The organism is Pseudomonas sp. TE31087 (genome assembly GCF_057284075.1).
On record NZ_JBXVNN010000001.1, the window covers coordinates 478,476 to 493,044 of the forward strand.

12 protein-coding genes are annotated in these 14,569 nt (G+C 66.1%); 1 reads left to right on the plus strand and 11 read right to left on the minus strand.

Annotation, left to right across the window (positions count from 1 at the left end):
- Positions 1-11: 11 nt before the first annotated feature.
- From ACZ899_RS02175 to trhP, 5 genes are all read right to left on the minus strand, one after another.
- Positions 12-449, minus strand: a complete 438-nt coding sequence (locus ACZ899_RS02175; RefSeq protein WP_234562363.1) for a YqaA family protein — start codon at positions 447-449, stop codon at positions 12-14.
- A complete protein-coding gene (locus tag ACZ899_RS02180) occupies positions 449-877 on the minus strand; it encodes a DUF411 domain-containing protein (RefSeq protein ID WP_203652022.1) in 429 nt (142 codons plus the stop codon). Before ACZ899_RS02180 ends, ACZ899_RS02175 begins: the two co-directional genes overlap by 1 nt.
- Positions 878-951: 74 nt before the next feature.
- Positions 952-1,857, minus strand: a complete 906-nt coding sequence (locus tag ACZ899_RS02185; RefSeq protein ID WP_234562364.1) for a copper resistance protein B — start codon at positions 1,855-1,857, stop codon at positions 952-954.
- On the minus strand, positions 1,850-3,586 hold the full coding sequence (locus ACZ899_RS02190) for a copper resistance system multicopper oxidase (protein ID WP_234562365.1): 1,737 nt from the start codon (positions 3,584-3,586) through the stop codon (positions 1,850-1,852). Before ACZ899_RS02190 ends, ACZ899_RS02185 begins: the two co-directional genes overlap by 8 nt.
- A 146-nt stretch (positions 3,587-3,732) precedes the next feature.
- A complete protein-coding gene (trhP, locus tag ACZ899_RS02195; protein ID WP_234562366.1) occupies positions 3,733-5,067 on the minus strand; it encodes a prephenate-dependent tRNA uridine(34) hydroxylase TrhP in 1,335 nt (444 codons plus the stop codon).
- Between the two features lie 124 nt (positions 5,068-5,191).
- Between trhP and ACZ899_RS02200 the strand changes: the two genes are divergently transcribed.
- Positions 5,192-6,256: an AI-2E family transporter gene (locus ACZ899_RS02200; RefSeq protein ID WP_234562367.1), complete on the plus strand. Its 1,065-nt coding sequence runs from the start codon at positions 5,192-5,194 to the stop codon at positions 6,254-6,256.
- Between the two features lie 99 nt (positions 6,257-6,355).
- On the opposite strand, the gene ACZ899_RS02205 is transcribed toward ACZ899_RS02200, so the two are convergent.
- The 6 genes from ACZ899_RS02205 to nuoJ all read right to left on the minus strand — a co-directional run bounded on the left by ACZ899_RS02205 (position 6,356) and on the right by nuoJ (position 14,560).
- Positions 6,356-8,407: a TonB-dependent receptor family protein gene (locus ACZ899_RS02205; protein WP_234562368.1), complete on the minus strand. Its 2,052-nt coding sequence runs from the start codon at positions 8,405-8,407 to the stop codon at positions 6,356-6,358.
- A 440-nt stretch (positions 8,408-8,847) separates the two neighbouring features.
- Positions 8,848-10,317 (minus strand): NADH-quinone oxidoreductase subunit NuoN, encoded by a 1,470-nt coding sequence (nuoN, locus tag ACZ899_RS02210; RefSeq protein ID WP_102685131.1) that lies wholly within the window; start codon positions 10,315-10,317, stop codon positions 8,848-8,850.
- 7 nt (positions 10,318-10,324) lie between these two features.
- The gene (nuoM, locus tag ACZ899_RS02215) at positions 10,325-11,857 is read right to left on the minus strand and encodes an NADH-quinone oxidoreductase subunit M (protein WP_110733457.1); all 1,533 of its coding nucleotides are present in this window, start codon (positions 11,855-11,857) and stop codon (positions 10,325-10,327) included.
- Between the two features lie 40 nt (positions 11,858-11,897).
- Positions 11,898-13,751, minus strand: coding sequence for an NADH-quinone oxidoreductase subunit L (nuoL, locus tag ACZ899_RS02220; protein WP_062573488.1), 1,854 nt, complete (start codon positions 13,749-13,751; stop codon positions 11,898-11,900).
- Positions 13,748-14,056, minus strand: a complete 309-nt coding sequence (nuoK, locus tag ACZ899_RS02225) for an NADH-quinone oxidoreductase subunit NuoK (RefSeq protein ID WP_008096201.1) — start codon at positions 14,054-14,056, stop codon at positions 13,748-13,750. Before nuoK ends, nuoL begins: the two co-directional genes overlap by 4 nt.
- A 3-nt stretch (positions 14,057-14,059) precedes the next feature.
- The gene (gene nuoJ, locus ACZ899_RS02230; protein ID WP_110733459.1) at positions 14,060-14,560 is read right to left on the minus strand and encodes an NADH-quinone oxidoreductase subunit J; all 501 of its coding nucleotides are present in this window, start codon (positions 14,558-14,560) and stop codon (positions 14,060-14,062) included.
- Positions 14,561-14,569: the final 9 nt, after the last annotated feature.

Below are 14,569 nucleotides of genomic sequence, written 5' to 3' on the forward strand. Positions count from 1 at the left end.
ATCTCTTCAGGTCACCCGCTGTGAAACCAGCCCAGGGTGATCATTGCCACCACGATATAGCGCCCGCCCTTGGCCAGGGTGACCAGCAGCACGAAACGCCAGAACGGCTCGCGCATGATCCCGGCGATCAAGGTCAGCGGGTCGCCGATCACCGGCATCCAGCTCAGCAGCAGCGACCACTGGCCCCAGCGCTGGTAGCGGCGCTGGGCGCGTTCCAGCTGGCTGGCGCTGAACGGGAACCAGCGGCGTTCGCGCAGGTGCTCGATGGCCCGGCCCAGCAGCCAGTTGACGATGGAACCGAGCACGTTACCGAGCGTGGCCACCAGCAGCAGGGTCGCCCAGGCGCCCGGTTCGCGCAGCAGCAGCCCGACCAGCACGGCCTCGGACTGCAGCGGCAACAGGGTGGCGGCGCCGAAGGCGCTGAGGAACAGCGCCCCGAGGCTGAGCATCAGTAGTTGGCGACCACGGTATCCTGGCCATCCCGGGTCACGCCGATGACCTGGTAGGCGTCCTTGTGGTCACCCATTTCCATGCCCGGCGAACCCATCGGCATGCCCGGCACCGCGATACCCTTGAGGTCGTTGCGTTTGGCCAGCAGACGCACCTGCTCGGCCGGGACATGGCCTTCGACGAACTTGCCGTCGATCACCCCGGTGTGGCACGACGCCAGGCGTGGCTCGACGCCCAGGCGCTGCTTGACCGCGCTCATGTTCGGCTCGACGTGGTCGTTGACGGTGAAGCCGTTATCGCTCAGGTGCTTGATCCACTCCTTGCAGCAACCGCAGTTGGGGTCGCGGTAGACATCGATGGTCTCGGCGGCCTGGGCCAGGCCGGTGACGGCCAGCAGGCCGAGGGTGAGCAGGTGTTTGCGCAGCATGGTGGAGCTCCTGTGAAACAAAACACATCTGGTTGATCTGCACGGACCCGCTCCCGCAGGGGCGACGTCAGGCCTTAAAAGCGCAGGCGAACCCCGGCCACCAGCCGGGTCTGGCCGATGTCCTCGCCATCCTCCCTGGCCTGCTCGGCGCGGTTGCCGTGCAGGCGGTTGAAGCTGACCCCGACATAGGGCGCGAACGCGCGGGTGATCTCATAACGCAGGCGCAGGCCCACTTCGCTTTCGGCCAGCCCCGAGCCCTGTTCGCGCCCGGCGTCGTTGCGACCAAAGAAGTTGGCCTCGACGGTCGGTTCGAGGACCCAGCGATTGGTCAGCAGCATAGCGTAACCGGCCTCCAGGCGCAGCGCGGTCTGCTGCCGCTCGCCGGCGTAGGCGGTGGCTTCCAGCTCCAGGCCGTAGAGCGGCGTGCCCTGGATGCCGACGGCGGCCCAGCCCTGGCCGCTGGCGGGCTTGAAGTCCTGGCGCACGCCACCGACCAGTTCCCACCAGGGGCTGATGGCATGGCCCCAGAGGGCCTGCAGCTCGGCCTTGTGGGTCTTGCCTTGTTCCCGCTCACCCTCGGTGCGCAGCCACAGGCGGTCGATATCGCCGCCGACCCAGGCAGTGGCGTTCCAGTTCAGGGCGCCGCTGCTTTCGAAGTTCTGGTACTCCAGTTGGTCGACGATCACTGCCCAGTTGGTCGCCCGGTCGTGCACTTGATGCCCCGGCAACGGCGGGAAGGCGGCGCGGCGATCGGCATCGGTGATCACCGGCAGCGGTGTGCGCGGTTGGCCGGGGGCCGCCGCCGCGTGGTTCATCTGGCTGTGGTCCATGGGCATGCTGGTGTGGTTCATCTGGCCGTGGTCCATCGGCATGGCGCCATGGTTCATGTGGTCCATGCCCGCGGCCAGGGCCCGTTCACTGGCCAGCAAGGCCATCAGCGCGACACCGGTGACGATGTGGCGGTTGCGGTTCTCATTCATCGACCCGTACCTCGCGGAACATGCCGGTCTCCATGTGGTAGAGCAGGTGGCAGTGATAGGCCCAGCGGCCCAGGGCATCGGCGGTTACGCGGTAGCTGCGCCGGCTGCCGGGGGGCATGTCGATGGTGTGCTTGCGCACCAGGAAGCGCCCTTGTTCATCCTCCAGGTCACTCCACATGCCGTGCAGGTGGATGGGGTGGGTCATCATGGTGTCGTTGACCAGGGTGATGCGCACCCGTTCGCCGTATTTCAGGCGCAGCGGCTCGGCATCGCTGAACTTGATGCCGTCGAACGACCAGGCGAAGCGTTCCATGTGGCCTGTCAGGTGCAGCTCGATGTCCCGCGACGGTTCGCGTCCGTCCGGGTCGGAGTAGGGGCTGCGCAGGTCGGCGTAGGTCAGCACCCGGCGGCCGTTGTCGCGCAGGCCGATGCCGGGATCGGCCAGGTTGGCCCGGGGGGCCATGGTCTGCATGTCCACCAGCGGGTTGTCGGTTTCGCTGGCGGGGTGGCCTTGCATCATGGCCATGCCGGCCATGTTCGAGTGGTCCATGCCCGCCATATTGCCGTGGTCCATCGCTGGCATGTTCGAATGGTCCATCCCCCCCATGCCGCCGTGCCCCATGTCGTCCATGGTCAGCACCGGACGCGGGTCCGGCTCGGGCACGGGGGCCTGCAGACCCGCCGCGCGGGCCAGGGTGCCACGGGCGAAGCCGGTGCGGTCCATGCTCTGGGCGAACAGCGTGTAGGCGGGCAGGTTGCCCACGGTGACCAGCACGTCATAGGTCTCGGCCACGGCGATGCGCAGCTCGTCCACGGTCACCGGGGTCACCGGCAGGCCGTCGGCGGCGATCACCGTGAGCTTCAGGCCCGGAATGCGGAAGTCGAAGTAGGTCATCGCCGAGGCATTGATCAGGCGCAGGCGTACGGTCTCGCCGGGCTGGAACAGGCAGGTGAAGTTGCCGTCCGGGGGCTGGCCGTTGAGCAGGTAGGTGTAGCTGGCGGCGCTGATGTCGGCCAGGTCGGTGGGGCTCATGCGCATCTTCGCCCAGGCCCAGCGATTGTCGACGGCCTTGCCCCAGCCGTTCTCAGCAACATCATCGACGAAGTCGCCGACCGTGCGCTTGTGGTAGTTGAAGGCGTCTGACTGCTTCTTCAGGGTGGCCATCAGGGCTTCCGGCGCCTGGTCCGACCAGTCGCTGAACAACAGCACATGGTCGCGTTGGTACTTGTGCGGCTCGGGTTCGCGGGGCTCGATGACGATGGCGCCGTACACGCCGGCCTGCTCCTGCAGTCCGGAGTGGCTGTGGTACCAGTAGGTGCCGCTCTGGCGCAGGGTGAACTGATAGAGGTAGTCGCCGCCGGGCTCGATGCCGGCGAAGCTCAGGCCCGGCACGCCGTCCATGTTGGCCGGCAGGATGATGCCGTGCCAGTGGATCGAGGTGGGCTGGTCCAGGCGGTTGCGCACGCGCAGGGTCACGGTGTCGCCCTCGCGCCAGCGCAGCTGCGGGCCGGGCAGGCTGGCGTTGATGGTCTGCGCGGTGCGTGGGCGGCCGGTGATGTTGACCGGGGTCTGGCCGATGAACAGGTCGAACTGCTGGCCGCTCAGGTCATGCAGCGGCAGACGGCCCTCGGCGGCCTGGGCCAGCGGGCGCCAGAGGCCGAGGCCGGCCAGGGCGCTGGCGGCACCCAGGCCCTTGACGAAGGTGCGGCGGGTTGGAGTCGGTGGCATGGCATGTTCTCGGTGCTGGCAAGGTCCATCCGATCGCGGGGCAAGCCCGCTCCCACGGTGGGAGCGGGCTTGCCCCGCGATCGGGAATGACACCGATGGTCGTCGCCAGCGCCTGTCAGCCACCTGAGGCGCGGATTACAGATTTGTCAGGCAACGGCCTCGCCACTCTCCAGGTCGCGCATCAGCAGGCCGAACTCCAGCGACACCTGCTCGGGAATCGGCAGGTACACCACATGGCCGTCGCCCGGCGCCACCCCGATGGCCTGCTGCTGGCGGTCGCACAGGCGGTGCAGGTCGAAGTGGTAGTTGCCGCGCGGGGTCATCAGCTCCAGGTGATCGCCCACCGCGAAGCGGTTCTTTACCTTCACTTCGGCCAGGCCGTCCACGCGCACACCGGTCAGTTCGCCGACGAACTGCTGGCGCTCGGACACCGAGTTGCCGCGCTGGTAGTTCTGGTACTCGTCGTGCACGTGGCGGCGCAGGAAGCCTTCGGTGTAGCCGCGCTGGGCGAGGGACTCGAGGTTGCTCATCAGGCTGCGGTCGAACGGCCGTCCGGCCACGGCGTCGTCGATGGCCTGGCGGTAGGACTGCACGGCGCGGGCACAGTAGAAGTGCGACTTGGTGCGGCCTTCGATCTTCAGCGAGTGCACGCCCATCCGGGCCAGGCGCTCGACGTGCTGGATCGCGCGCAGGTCCTTGGCGTTCATGATGTAGGTGCCGTGCTCGTCCTCGAAGGCGGGCATCTCTTCGCCGGGGCGGTTGGACTCCTGGAGCAGGAACACCTGTTCGGTCGGTGCGCCGAGGCCCAGGGTCGGCTCGCATTCACGAACGATGTCGCCCGTGGCGTTTTCGCTGGCCGGGGTGGCCTGGTACTTCCAGCGGCAGGCATTGGTGCAGGTGCCCTGGTTGGCGTCGCGCTTGTTCATGTAGCCCGACAGCAGGCAGCGCCCGGAATAGGCCATGCACAACGCGCCGTGCACGAAGACTTCCAGCTCCATTTCAGGCACCTGCTGGCGGATCTCTTCGATCTCTTCCAGCGACAGCTCCCGCGACAGGATCACCCGGGTCAGCCCCATGCCTTGCCAGAACTGCACGCTGGCCCAGTTCACCGTGTTGGCCTGCACCGACAGGTGGATGGGCATCTGCGGGAAGTGCTGGCGCACCAGCATGATCAGCCCCGGGTCGGACATGATCAGCGCATCCGGGCCCATCTCGATCACCGGCGCCAGGTCCTTGAGGAAGGTCTTGAGCTTGGCGTTGTGCGGGGCGATGTTGACCACCACGTAGAAACGCTTGCCCTGGGCCTGTGCCTCCTGGATGCCCAGGGCCAGGTTGGCATGGTCGAACTCGTTGTTGCGCACCCGCAGGCTGTAGCGCGGCTGGCCGGCGTAGACCGCGTCGGCGCCGTAGGCGAAGGCGTAGCGCATGGTCTTGAGGGTGCCGGCGGGGGCGAGCAGTTCGGGCTTGGCGGGAGAGGTCATGGTGCGCACCGGGGGCAAAAGGCGCGGATGCTAAGGCGCCCGTCATTGGCGGGTATTGATCTGGATCAACGGCACTTTTGCCGATGCACGGGGCACTAAAGGATTGAACCCTCGAGGAATGCCGATGAACGAAGCCGTATTGCAGAACAAAGCCCTGACCGTGCTGCTGGCACTGGTGACCATCGCCTTCATCTGGATCCTGCTGCCGTACTCCGGCGCGATTTTCTGGGCGGTGATCCTCGGCATTCTTTTCTCACCGCTGCAACGCCATCTGCTGCTGCGCCTGGGCGGGCGGCGCAACCTGGCCACGGCGTCGACACTGGCCACCTGCCTGTTGGTCGCCGTCTTGCCGGTGATCATCATCGGCGCCCTGCTGGTGCAGGAGGGGGCTGCGCTGTACCAGCGTATCGAGAGCGGCCAGCTGGACATCGCCGGCTACATCGAGCGCGGCAAGGACATGCTGCCGGCCTATGTCCAGCATTTCCTCGACCGAATGGGCATGGGCAACCTCGATGGCCTGCGCGACAAGATCACCAAGTGGGCCACCCAGGGCAGCCAGTTCCTCGCCGGCCAGGCGTTCAGCTTCGGCCAGGGTACCTTCGAGTTCCTGGTGAGCTTCGGCATCATGCTCTACCTGCTGTTCTTCTTCCTGCGCGAGGGCGCGGAGGTGGCGCGCAAGGTGCGCCAGGCGGTGCCGCTGCCCGAGCAGCAGAAGCGCCGCCTGCAGTTGAAGTTCAAGCGCGTGGTGCGGGCCACGGTCAAGGGCAACCTGCTGGTGGCGATCACCCAGGGGGCGCTGGGCGGGCTGATCTTCTGGGCGCTGGGCATTCCCAGCGTGCTGGTGTGGGCGGTGCTGATGGCGTTCCTGTCGTTGCTCCCAGCGGTGGGCGCGGGGATTGTCTGGGGGCCGGTGGCATTGTACTTCCTGCTGACCGGGGCGATCTGGCAGGGAATTGTGCTGACCGCGTTCGGCGTGCTGGTGATCGGGTTGGTGGACAACCTGTTGCGGCCGATCCTGGTGGGCAAGGATACGCGGATGCCGGATTACCTGGTGCTGGTGTCGACCCTCGGTGGGCTGGCGGTGTTCGGGCTCAACGGGTTCGTGATCGGGCCGTTGATCGCGGCGTTGTTCATCTCCAGCTGGGCGATCTTTGCCTCGACCAAGCCGCAGGTGCAACTGCCATCCTGAAAGGGCCATTCGCGGGTAAACCCGCTCCCACAGGGCACTGCACGAAACCTGTGGGAGCGGGTTTACCCGCGAATGGGCTGCATCGTAGCCCCAAGCTGTTTATCGGAAACTGTAGGAAACCCCCGCATACACCCCGAACCCTTCCCCCGGCGTCGAGCGGGCGATGTCCTGCCCGGCATCGTTGTACCCCGGCGTCACCGTCGCCGCATACCGCTTGTTGGTCAGGTTGCGCAGGTCGAGCCAGGTCTGCCAGTCCCGTTTCGGCGAATCCCAGCCCAGGCGCGCGCCGAGCAGGGCGTAGGCATCGGCGTGGTAGCTGTTGGCGTAGTCCACCTGCACCTTGGAGGCCATCTGCGTGTTCACCCCGGCGTAGAAACCGCTCGGCCAGTCGTAGCGCAGTTCGGCCTGGTAGTAGTGCATGGGGATGCCAGGCAGGCGGTTGTCGCCGAACTTGTCGTCGTCGCGGTAGTGGAAGTCGCTGAAGGTGTAGGCCTGGCGCAGGCTGAGCTTGCCGGTGCCGGGTTGCTCCCAGAGCAGGCTGTCCAGGCCGGCCTCGATGCCCTGGTGCACGGTGGGGCTGGCGTTGAACTCCTTGAACGGCAAGCCTTGCACGACTTCCACGTTCAACAGCTCGTGGCGTACCTGGGCGTAGTACCAGGCCAGGTCCCAGCGCCCCAGTGCCGAGTCGCCGCGGGCACCCAGCTCGAGGGTGGTGGCGGTCTGGTTCTGCATCTTCATGGGCTGGTTGGCGACCGGCGCACTCCAGACCAGCGACCACGGGTGCGGCGGCTCCACCGAGCGACTGAGGTTGCCGTAGACCTGCAGGTCAGGGCGAATGTCGTAACGCAGGCCCAGGCGTGGGGCGTAGTCCCAGTCATGCTGGCTGACCTTGCCGCCACTGGTCGGGTAGGTGACGTCGCTTTCGCGGCGGGTATAGATCATCGCCAGGCCCGTGCTCAGCCACAGGTTCGGGATCAGCTCCAGATCGTTGCCCGCATGCAGCACGGTATCCGAGCCCTGGTAGCTGAAATCGCGGCTGCGGGCGCCGAAGTTGTCGCCGCCGGGGCGAGCGAACTGCGAGGCGCCGCTGTTGGGCAGGTGCTTGGTGGTACGCCAGCCGAGGGTGGTCTTGCTCTCATGGCCGGACAGGGTGTCGCGACGCAAGTAGTTCAGCGTGCCGCTGACATCGGTGTAGGCGACCTTAAGGCGCATCGGGCCTTCGCGCAGGTCCATGGGGTAGTCGTGATAGACCAGCCCCGCCTCCAGGCGTGAATCGTCATCCAGGAAGAAGGTGGTCTTGTTGCCCACCCAGGTGCTGCCCGGTTGCGGGCGGCTGTCGTCGCGGGCCAGGTACGCCGGATTGGCGGCACGGGGATGGTGCTTGATCTGGTCCTTGGTCAGGCGCCCGGCCAGGTCGTTCTCGGTTTCCCGGTAGCGCAGGTAGAAGCGCGTCTCCAGGTTCGGGTTGAAGCGGTAGCCGATGTTGGCGGCGATGCCCTTGGCGCTGCCGCTGCTGTGATCCTGGTAGCCGTCGTACTCGGCATCGGTCAGGGCCACGTAGTAGTCGAGGTTGCCCAGCACCTGCCCGGAGCTCATGTGCCGGCGCTGGTAGCCACGGCTGCCGACTTCGTAGCGCACCTGCAAGGGCGCGGCATCGTAGCCGGTGTGGGTCACGTAGTTGATCGCGCCGCCCAGGGCCAGCGAGCCCTGGTCGAAGCCGTTGGCGCCGCGCAGCACTTCGGCGCGGCTCAACCACAGCGGTTCGAACAGCTCGTAGGGCGTGCCGCCCGGGCCGGTCAGCGGCAGGCCGTCGAACATTGTGTACACGCCCGAGCCGTGGGCGCCCGGCGCGCGGTTGATGCCCGAACCACGGATCGACAGCTTGATGCCATCGTTGCCCGCCGACTGGGCGAATACGCCAGGCTGGTAGGCCAGCACGTCCTGGTTGCTGGCCACCCGACCCTGGCCGACCTTGTCCATGTCCACCAGGTTGCTGGCGCCGGGGATCTCGCGCAGGTGCTCGGCGGCGGCTTCCAGTTCGGATTGCTGCCGGTCCTGGATCAGCACCTGGTCGAGTTCGACGCGATTGGCAGCCTGGGCGGTGCCAGCGACAAGCAGGGCCAGCAGGGAGTAGGGGAGGGTGGGGCGCATGGGGACGGGGTTCCAGATCGGGGGCGGGAGTCTGACGCTGCAAAGGGCAGACGAAGCACAGTGGTCGATCTGTAATACCGCAGTGGCTTCTTCGCGGGTAAATCGCAGCGGCGCACCGCCGCTCCCACAGGCATAGCGCGTGGCTTGAGGGCCGCGCGGTCGCTGTGGGAGCGGCTTCAGCCGCGAACACCGGCGCAGCCGGTGCCAGGCACCGCGTCGCCTGCTTCGCGGGTAAACCCGCTCCCACAGGGATCGCGCCAGATTCTAAAAATTGAGCAAGACAGTTGCTCCCACAGGTAAAGCGCTGACCGTTGGAAATGGTGGTGATCCTGTGGGAGCGGCGGTGCGCCGCTGCGATTTACCCGCGAAGAAGCCAGTGATTTCCTTCAGGCAAAAAGAAACCCCGCCGAGGCGGGGCTACTTTCACATCGTGCAGCCGATCAACCGATCAGTTGCAGACCCGCCTGCTGCACCATCTCCAGCAACGGCTGCGGGTACACGCCCAGCACGAAGGCGAGGATGGCAATGGCCAGCAGCATCACGCCGCCGGTGCGCTGTTCCCACTTCAGCGGGGCGTCGTGGCGACGCAGGTTCGGCTCGACCAGGTACAGGGTGACCATGACGCGCAGGTAGTAGTACACGCCGATGGCGCTGCCGATCACCAGGGCGCCGACCAGCCACCACAGGTGCGACTCGACGCCGGTGGCGATGATGTAGAACTTGCCGATGAAGCCCGCGGTCAACGGGATACCGGCCAGCGAGAGCATCATCACGGTCAGCACGGCGGTCAGGTACGGACGGCGCCAGAACAGGCCGCGGTACTCGTACAGGGCGTCGGCGTCACGGCCGGCGTACGGCGAGGACATCAGGGTGATCACGCCGAAGGCGCCGAGGCTGGTGATCACGTAGGTGACCAGGTACACGCCCATGGCTTCCAGGGCCAGGCCCTTGCTGGCGACCAGGGCGATGACCAGGTAGCCGAAGTGGGCGATGGACGAGTAACCGAGCAGACGCTTGAGGTTGCTCTGGGTCAGCGCCAGCAGGTTGCCGATGATGATCGAGGCAACCGCGATCACCGCCAGCACGGTGCTCAGCACGCCGCTGCTGGCGGCGGGGGAGAGCATGAACAGGCGTACCACGACGGCGAACACCGCGACCTTGCTGGCGGTGGCCAGGAACGCGGCGACCGGCGCCGGGGCGCCTTCGTACACGTCCGGGGTCCACAGGTGGAACGGCACCAGCGACAGCTTGAAGGCCAGGCCCACCAGCATCATGCCCAGACCCAACTGCGCCAGCAGGCTCGGCATGCTGGTGGCGGCCAGGGCCTTGCCCAGCTGGTCGAAGGTCAGCGCGCCGGCATCGGCGTACAGCAGCGCCATGCCGAACAGCAGGAAGGCGGAACCGGCGGCCGACAGCACCATGTACTTGATGCCGGCTTCCAGCGAGCGCTTGTTGAAGAAGGCGTACGCCACCAGGCCGTAGACCGGCACCGACAGCAGCTCCAGGCCGATGAACAGGCCCGCCAGGTGGTTGGCGCTGACCAGCACCAGGCCACCCAGTGCCGACATCAGCAGCAGCAGGTACAGCTCTTCACGGTTGCCCGGGAAGCCCTTGGAACCCTCGCCCAGATAGGCGTGGGCAAGGGTGACGCAGGCCAGGGTGGCCACCAGGATGATCGCCATGTACAGGCAGGCGAACTTGTCGATGGTCACAAGCGAGGTGACCGCCAGCGGCGCGACTTTAAGTGCCGGCAGGATCGACAGCAGGGCCAGGTTCAGGCCCACGGTGGACAGCAGGAAGGTCTGCGAGTGGTTGCGCTTCCAGGCGATCGCCAGCATCACCACCACCGTGGTGATGGTGGTGATCAGCATCGGCGCCAATGCGATGAAGTGTTGAGTGGTGAATTCCATAGCGCTCTTACCGGGCCGAAGCGAGTTGAGTGAAAGCGGAACCGAGCCACTGCTGCACACCGCTCATGGTGGCGGCAGAGGTGTCCAGGAACGGCTGCGGATACACGCCCAGCAGGATCAGCAGGCCCGCCAGGCCCAGCACCATGATCAGCTCGCGACCGTCCATGCCGGCCAGCACGGTGTCGGCCTTGGCCGGACCGAAGTAGGCGCGGTGGATCATGATCAGCGAGTACACCGAACCGAAGACCAGGCCGGTGGTGGCGATCACGGTGATCCATGGGACGTGGGCGAAGCTGCCGATCAGGATCAGGAACTCGCCGACGAAGTTGCCGGTGCCCGGCAGGCCCAGCGACGCGGCGGCGAAGAACAGGCTGATGGCCGGAAGATACGCGATGCGGTGCCACAGGCCACCCATCTCGCGCATGTCACGGGTGTGCAGGCGCTCGTACAGCTGGCCGGCCAGGATGAACAGCGCGGCGGCCGACAGGCCGTGGGCCAGCATCTGGATCACCGCGCCCTGCAGGGCCTGCTGGCTGCCGGAGTAGATGCCGATCAGCACGAAGCCCATGTGCGAGACGCTGGAGAAGGCCACCAGGCGCTTGATGTCGGTTTGCGCGAAGGCCAGGAAGGCACCGTAGAAGATACCGATCAGGCCCAGGGTCATGGCGATCGGCGCGAACTCGGCCGAGGCGTTCGGGAACAGCGGCAGGGCGAAGCGCAGCAGGCCGTAGGCCGCGGTCTTCAGCAGGATGCCCGCGAGGTCCACGGAACCTGCGGTCGGTGCCTGGGCGTGAGCATCAGGCAGCCAGGAGTGGAACGGCACCACCGGCAGCTTCACCGCGAAGGCGATGAAGAAGCCCAGCATCAGGATGTACTCGACGCCGGCTGGCAGCTCGGCCTTGAGCAGGTCGCTGTAGTTGAAGGTGATCACGCCGGTGCTGTTGTAGTTGACCAGCACCAGGCCGAGGATCGCCACCAGCATGATCAGGCCGCTGGCCTGGGTGAAGATGAAGAACTTGGTCGCCGCGTAGATCCGGGTCTTCTTGCCGTCGGAGGAGCTGTGACCCCAGAGCGCGATGAGGAAGTACATCGGCACCAGCATCATTTCCCAGAAGAAGAAGAACAGGAACAGGTCCAGGGCCAGGAACACACCGACCACGCCGCCGAGGATCCACATCAGGTTGAGGTGGAAGAAGCCGACGTGGCGCTGGATCTCTTTCCACGAGCAGAGCACCGACAGCACACCGAGCAGGCCGGTGAGCAGGATCATCAGCAGCGACAGGCCGTCGAGGGCCAGGTGGATGCTGATGCCGAAGCGCTTGATCCACTCGACTTTGTACTCGAGGGCCCAGGCGGGCTCCGCGCCAGGGGCGGGAGCCAGGGTGTAGTTGCCGTTCGCCCACAGCCACAGGCCGATGCCAAGCAGCAGGGACATGGTCAGCAGCGCGATCCAGCGCGGCAGGGTGGAGCCGAAGCGCTCACCCAGCCAGCACAGGAAGCCGCCGATGAAGGGGATCAGGATCAGCCAAGGCAAAATCATGACGGGTTGGTTTCCTTTGGCAAAGTCGCAAGATTCATAGTCATACCGCGGCCACTACCACGGCACCGAGCACCAGCACGGCGCCGACGGCGATCGAGGCGGTGTACCAGCGCAGCTGGCCGGTCTCGGTCTTGCTCATGGCGACGTGACCGCCGCGAGCCAGGCGAGGGATGAGGCCGATGCTGCGGTCAACCGGGTCCTTGCGCAGGATGTGGCTGATCAGCAGGTAAGGTTTGACGAAGAGCTTGTCGTAGATCCAGTCGAAGCCCCAGGCGGCGAACCACCAGGCCGACAGGACGCGACCGATACCGCTGTTGGCGACCGCAGTGACGAAGCGGCGCTTGCCCAGGAACAGCAGGGCCGACAGCAGGATACCGGCGATGGCGATGGCGCCCGAGGCGATCTCCAGCGAGTGCTTGGCTTCGCCACCGGCGTGGCCGGCGCTTTCAGGCAGCACGCCTGCCAGCGGCGGGTGGATCCAGGCGCCGATGAAGGTCGACAGCACGATCAGCACGCCCAGCGGCAGCCAGTGGCTGATGCCGTGGCCGGCGTGGGCTTCGGTCTTGGCTTCGCCGTGGAAGGCGATGAAGATCAGGCGGAAGGTGTACAGCGAGGTCATGAACGCGCCCACCAGGCCGGCGTACAGCAGGCCGGTGTTGCCGCTGGCGAAGGCTTCCCAGAGGATCTCGTCCTTGGAGTAGAAGCCCACGGTCAGGATCGGCAGGGCGGCCAGGGCGGCGCCACCGACCACGAAGCTGGCGTAGGCCAGCGGCAGTTTCTTCCACAGGCCGCCCATCTTGAAGATGTTCTGCTCGTGGTGGCAGGCGACGATCACCGCACCGGAGGCAAGGAACAGCAGGGCCTTGAAGAAGGCGTGGGTCATCAGGTGGAAGATCGCCGCGTCCCAGGCGCCGACGCCCAGGGCCAGGAACATGTAGCCGATCTGGCTCATGGTCGAGTAGGCGAGGATACGCTTGATGTCGGTCTGTACCAGGGCGGCGAAGCCGGCCAGGACCAGGGTCACGCCACCGACCACGCCGACCAGGTGCAGGACGTCCGGCGCCAGCAGGAACAGGCCGTTGGTACGGGCGATCAGGTACACGCCCGCGGTCACCATGGTGGCCGCGTGGATCAGCGCCGAAACCGGGGTCGGGCCCGCCATCGCGTCGGCCAGCCAGGTCTGCAGCGGCAGCTGGGCCGATTTACCGACCGCGCCACCCAGCAGCATCAGGGTCGCCAGGACCATCCAGGTGTCACCGGCCTGGAACTTCTGCGGTGCCAGCACCAGCAGTTCCTGCACGTTCAGGGTACCCAGCTGGACGAACAGGATGAACAGGCCGATGGCCATGAACACGTCGCCGATGCGGGTGACGATGAACGCCTTGAGTGCCGCGTTACCGTTGTTGCGGTTGCTGTAGTAGAAACCGATCAACAGGTACGAGCACAGGCCCACGCCTTCCCAGCCGAAGTAGATGAACAGCAGGTTGTCGCCCAGCACCAGGAACAGCATGCTGGCGATGAACAGGTTGGTGTACGAGAAGAAGCGCGAGTAACCGGCTTCGCCACGCATGTACCAGGAGGCGAACAGGTGGATCAGGAAGCCGACGCCGGTGACCACGCCCAGCATGGTGACCGACAGGCCGTCCACGTACAGGGTGAAGTTCGGCGCGAAGCCGTCCACCGACATCCACTGCCACAGCAGCTGGCTGTAAGCACCGCCCTCAGGCGGGGCGACGTTGAACTGCCAGATCACGTAGGCGGCGGTGGCCGCCGACAGACCGACCGAGCCGACGCCGACCAGCGCCGACAGGTTCTCGGACCAGCGGCCGCGCGAGAACGACAGCAGCAGGAAGCCGATCAGGGGGAATACGAACGTCAGGAAGATAAGGTTCATCCGCGCATCTCACTGGCAGCATCGATGTCGAGAGTGTGGAAGCGGCGATACAGCTGCAGCAGGATCGCCAGGCCAATGCTGGCCTCGGCGGCTGCCAGGCTGATCACCAGGATGAACATCACCTGGCCGTCGGGCTGGACCCAACGGGCACCGGCGACGATGAACGCCAGGGCAGAGGCGTTCATCATGACTTCCAGGCTCATGAGCACGAAGAGGATGTTGCGGCGGACCATCAGGCCAACCAGACCTAAGCAGAACAGGATGCCGGCGACCGCCAGACCATGCTCGAGAGGGATAGCACCCATGATTTACTCCTTCGCCTCGTTGCGGCCCAGGTGGAAGGCGGTGACGGCTGCCGCGAGCAGCAGCATCGAGGCCAGTTCGACCACCAGCAGGTACGGCCCGAACAGGCTGATGCCGACGTCCTTGGCGCTGACGGTGGTACCGCTGATGGCGGCGCCCGACGGGGTGACGAACAGCACGTACAGCAGCTCCAGCAGCAGCAGGGCGGCGAGGATCACCGGCCCCGCCCAGATGCCGGGCTTGAGCCAGCCGCGCTCCTGGGCAACCGAAGCCGGCCCGAGGTTGAGCATCATCACCACGAAGACGAACAGCACCATGATGGCGCCGGCGTAGGCGATCACTTCCAGGGCGCCGGCGAACGGCGCACCGAGGGAGAAGAAGATCATCGCCACGGAAATCAGCGAGATGATCAGGTAGAGCAGGGCGTGCACCGGGTTGGTGCCGGTCACCACGCGAAGCGTGGAGACGACGGCGACACCGGATGCGAAGTAGAAAGCGAATTCCATCTTTCTGTC

What these genes read in the sequence shown, in the direction of transcription:
- ACZ899_RS02175 (WP_234562363.1), bottom strand. Translation starts at nt 449, where the DNA reads ATGCTCAGCCTCGGGGCGCTGTTCCTCAGCGCCTTCGGCGCCGCCACC.
- ACZ899_RS02180 (WP_203652022.1), bottom strand. Translation starts at nt 877, where the DNA reads ATGCTGCGCAAACACCTGCTCACCCTCGGCCTGCTGGCCGTCACCGGC.
- ACZ899_RS02185 (WP_234562364.1), bottom strand. Translation starts at nt 1,857, where the DNA reads ATGAATGAGAACCGCAACCGCCACATCGTCACCGGTGTCGCGCTGATG.
- ACZ899_RS02190 (WP_234562365.1), bottom strand. Translation starts at nt 3,586, where the DNA reads ATGCCACCGACTCCAACCCGCCGCACCTTCGTCAAGGGCCTGGGTGCC.
- trhP (WP_234562366.1), bottom strand. Translation starts at nt 5,067, where the DNA reads ATGACCTCTCCCGCCAAGCCCGAACTGCTCGCCCCCGCCGGCACCCTC.
- ACZ899_RS02200 (WP_234562367.1), top strand. Translation starts at nt 5,192, where the DNA reads ATGAACGAAGCCGTATTGCAGAACAAAGCCCTGACCGTGCTGCTGGCA.
- ACZ899_RS02205 (WP_234562368.1), bottom strand. Translation starts at nt 8,407, where the DNA reads ATGCGCCCCACCCTCCCCTACTCCCTGCTGGCCCTGCTTGTCGCTGGC.
- nuoN (WP_102685131.1), bottom strand. Translation starts at nt 10,317, where the DNA reads ATGGAATTCACCACTCAACACTTCATCGCATTGGCGCCGATGCTGATC.
- nuoM (WP_110733457.1), bottom strand. Translation starts at nt 11,857, where the DNA reads ATGATTTTGCCTTGGCTGATCCTGATCCCCTTCATCGGCGGCTTCCTG.
- nuoL (WP_062573488.1), bottom strand. Translation starts at nt 13,751, where the DNA reads ATGAACCTTATCTTCCTGACGTTCGTATTCCCCCTGATCGGCTTCCTG.
- nuoK (WP_008096201.1), bottom strand. Translation starts at nt 14,056, where the DNA reads ATGGGTGCTATCCCTCTCGAGCATGGTCTGGCGGTCGCCGGCATCCTG.
- nuoJ (WP_110733459.1), bottom strand. Translation starts at nt 14,560, where the DNA reads ATGGAATTCGCTTTCTACTTCGCATCCGGTGTCGCCGTCGTCTCCACG.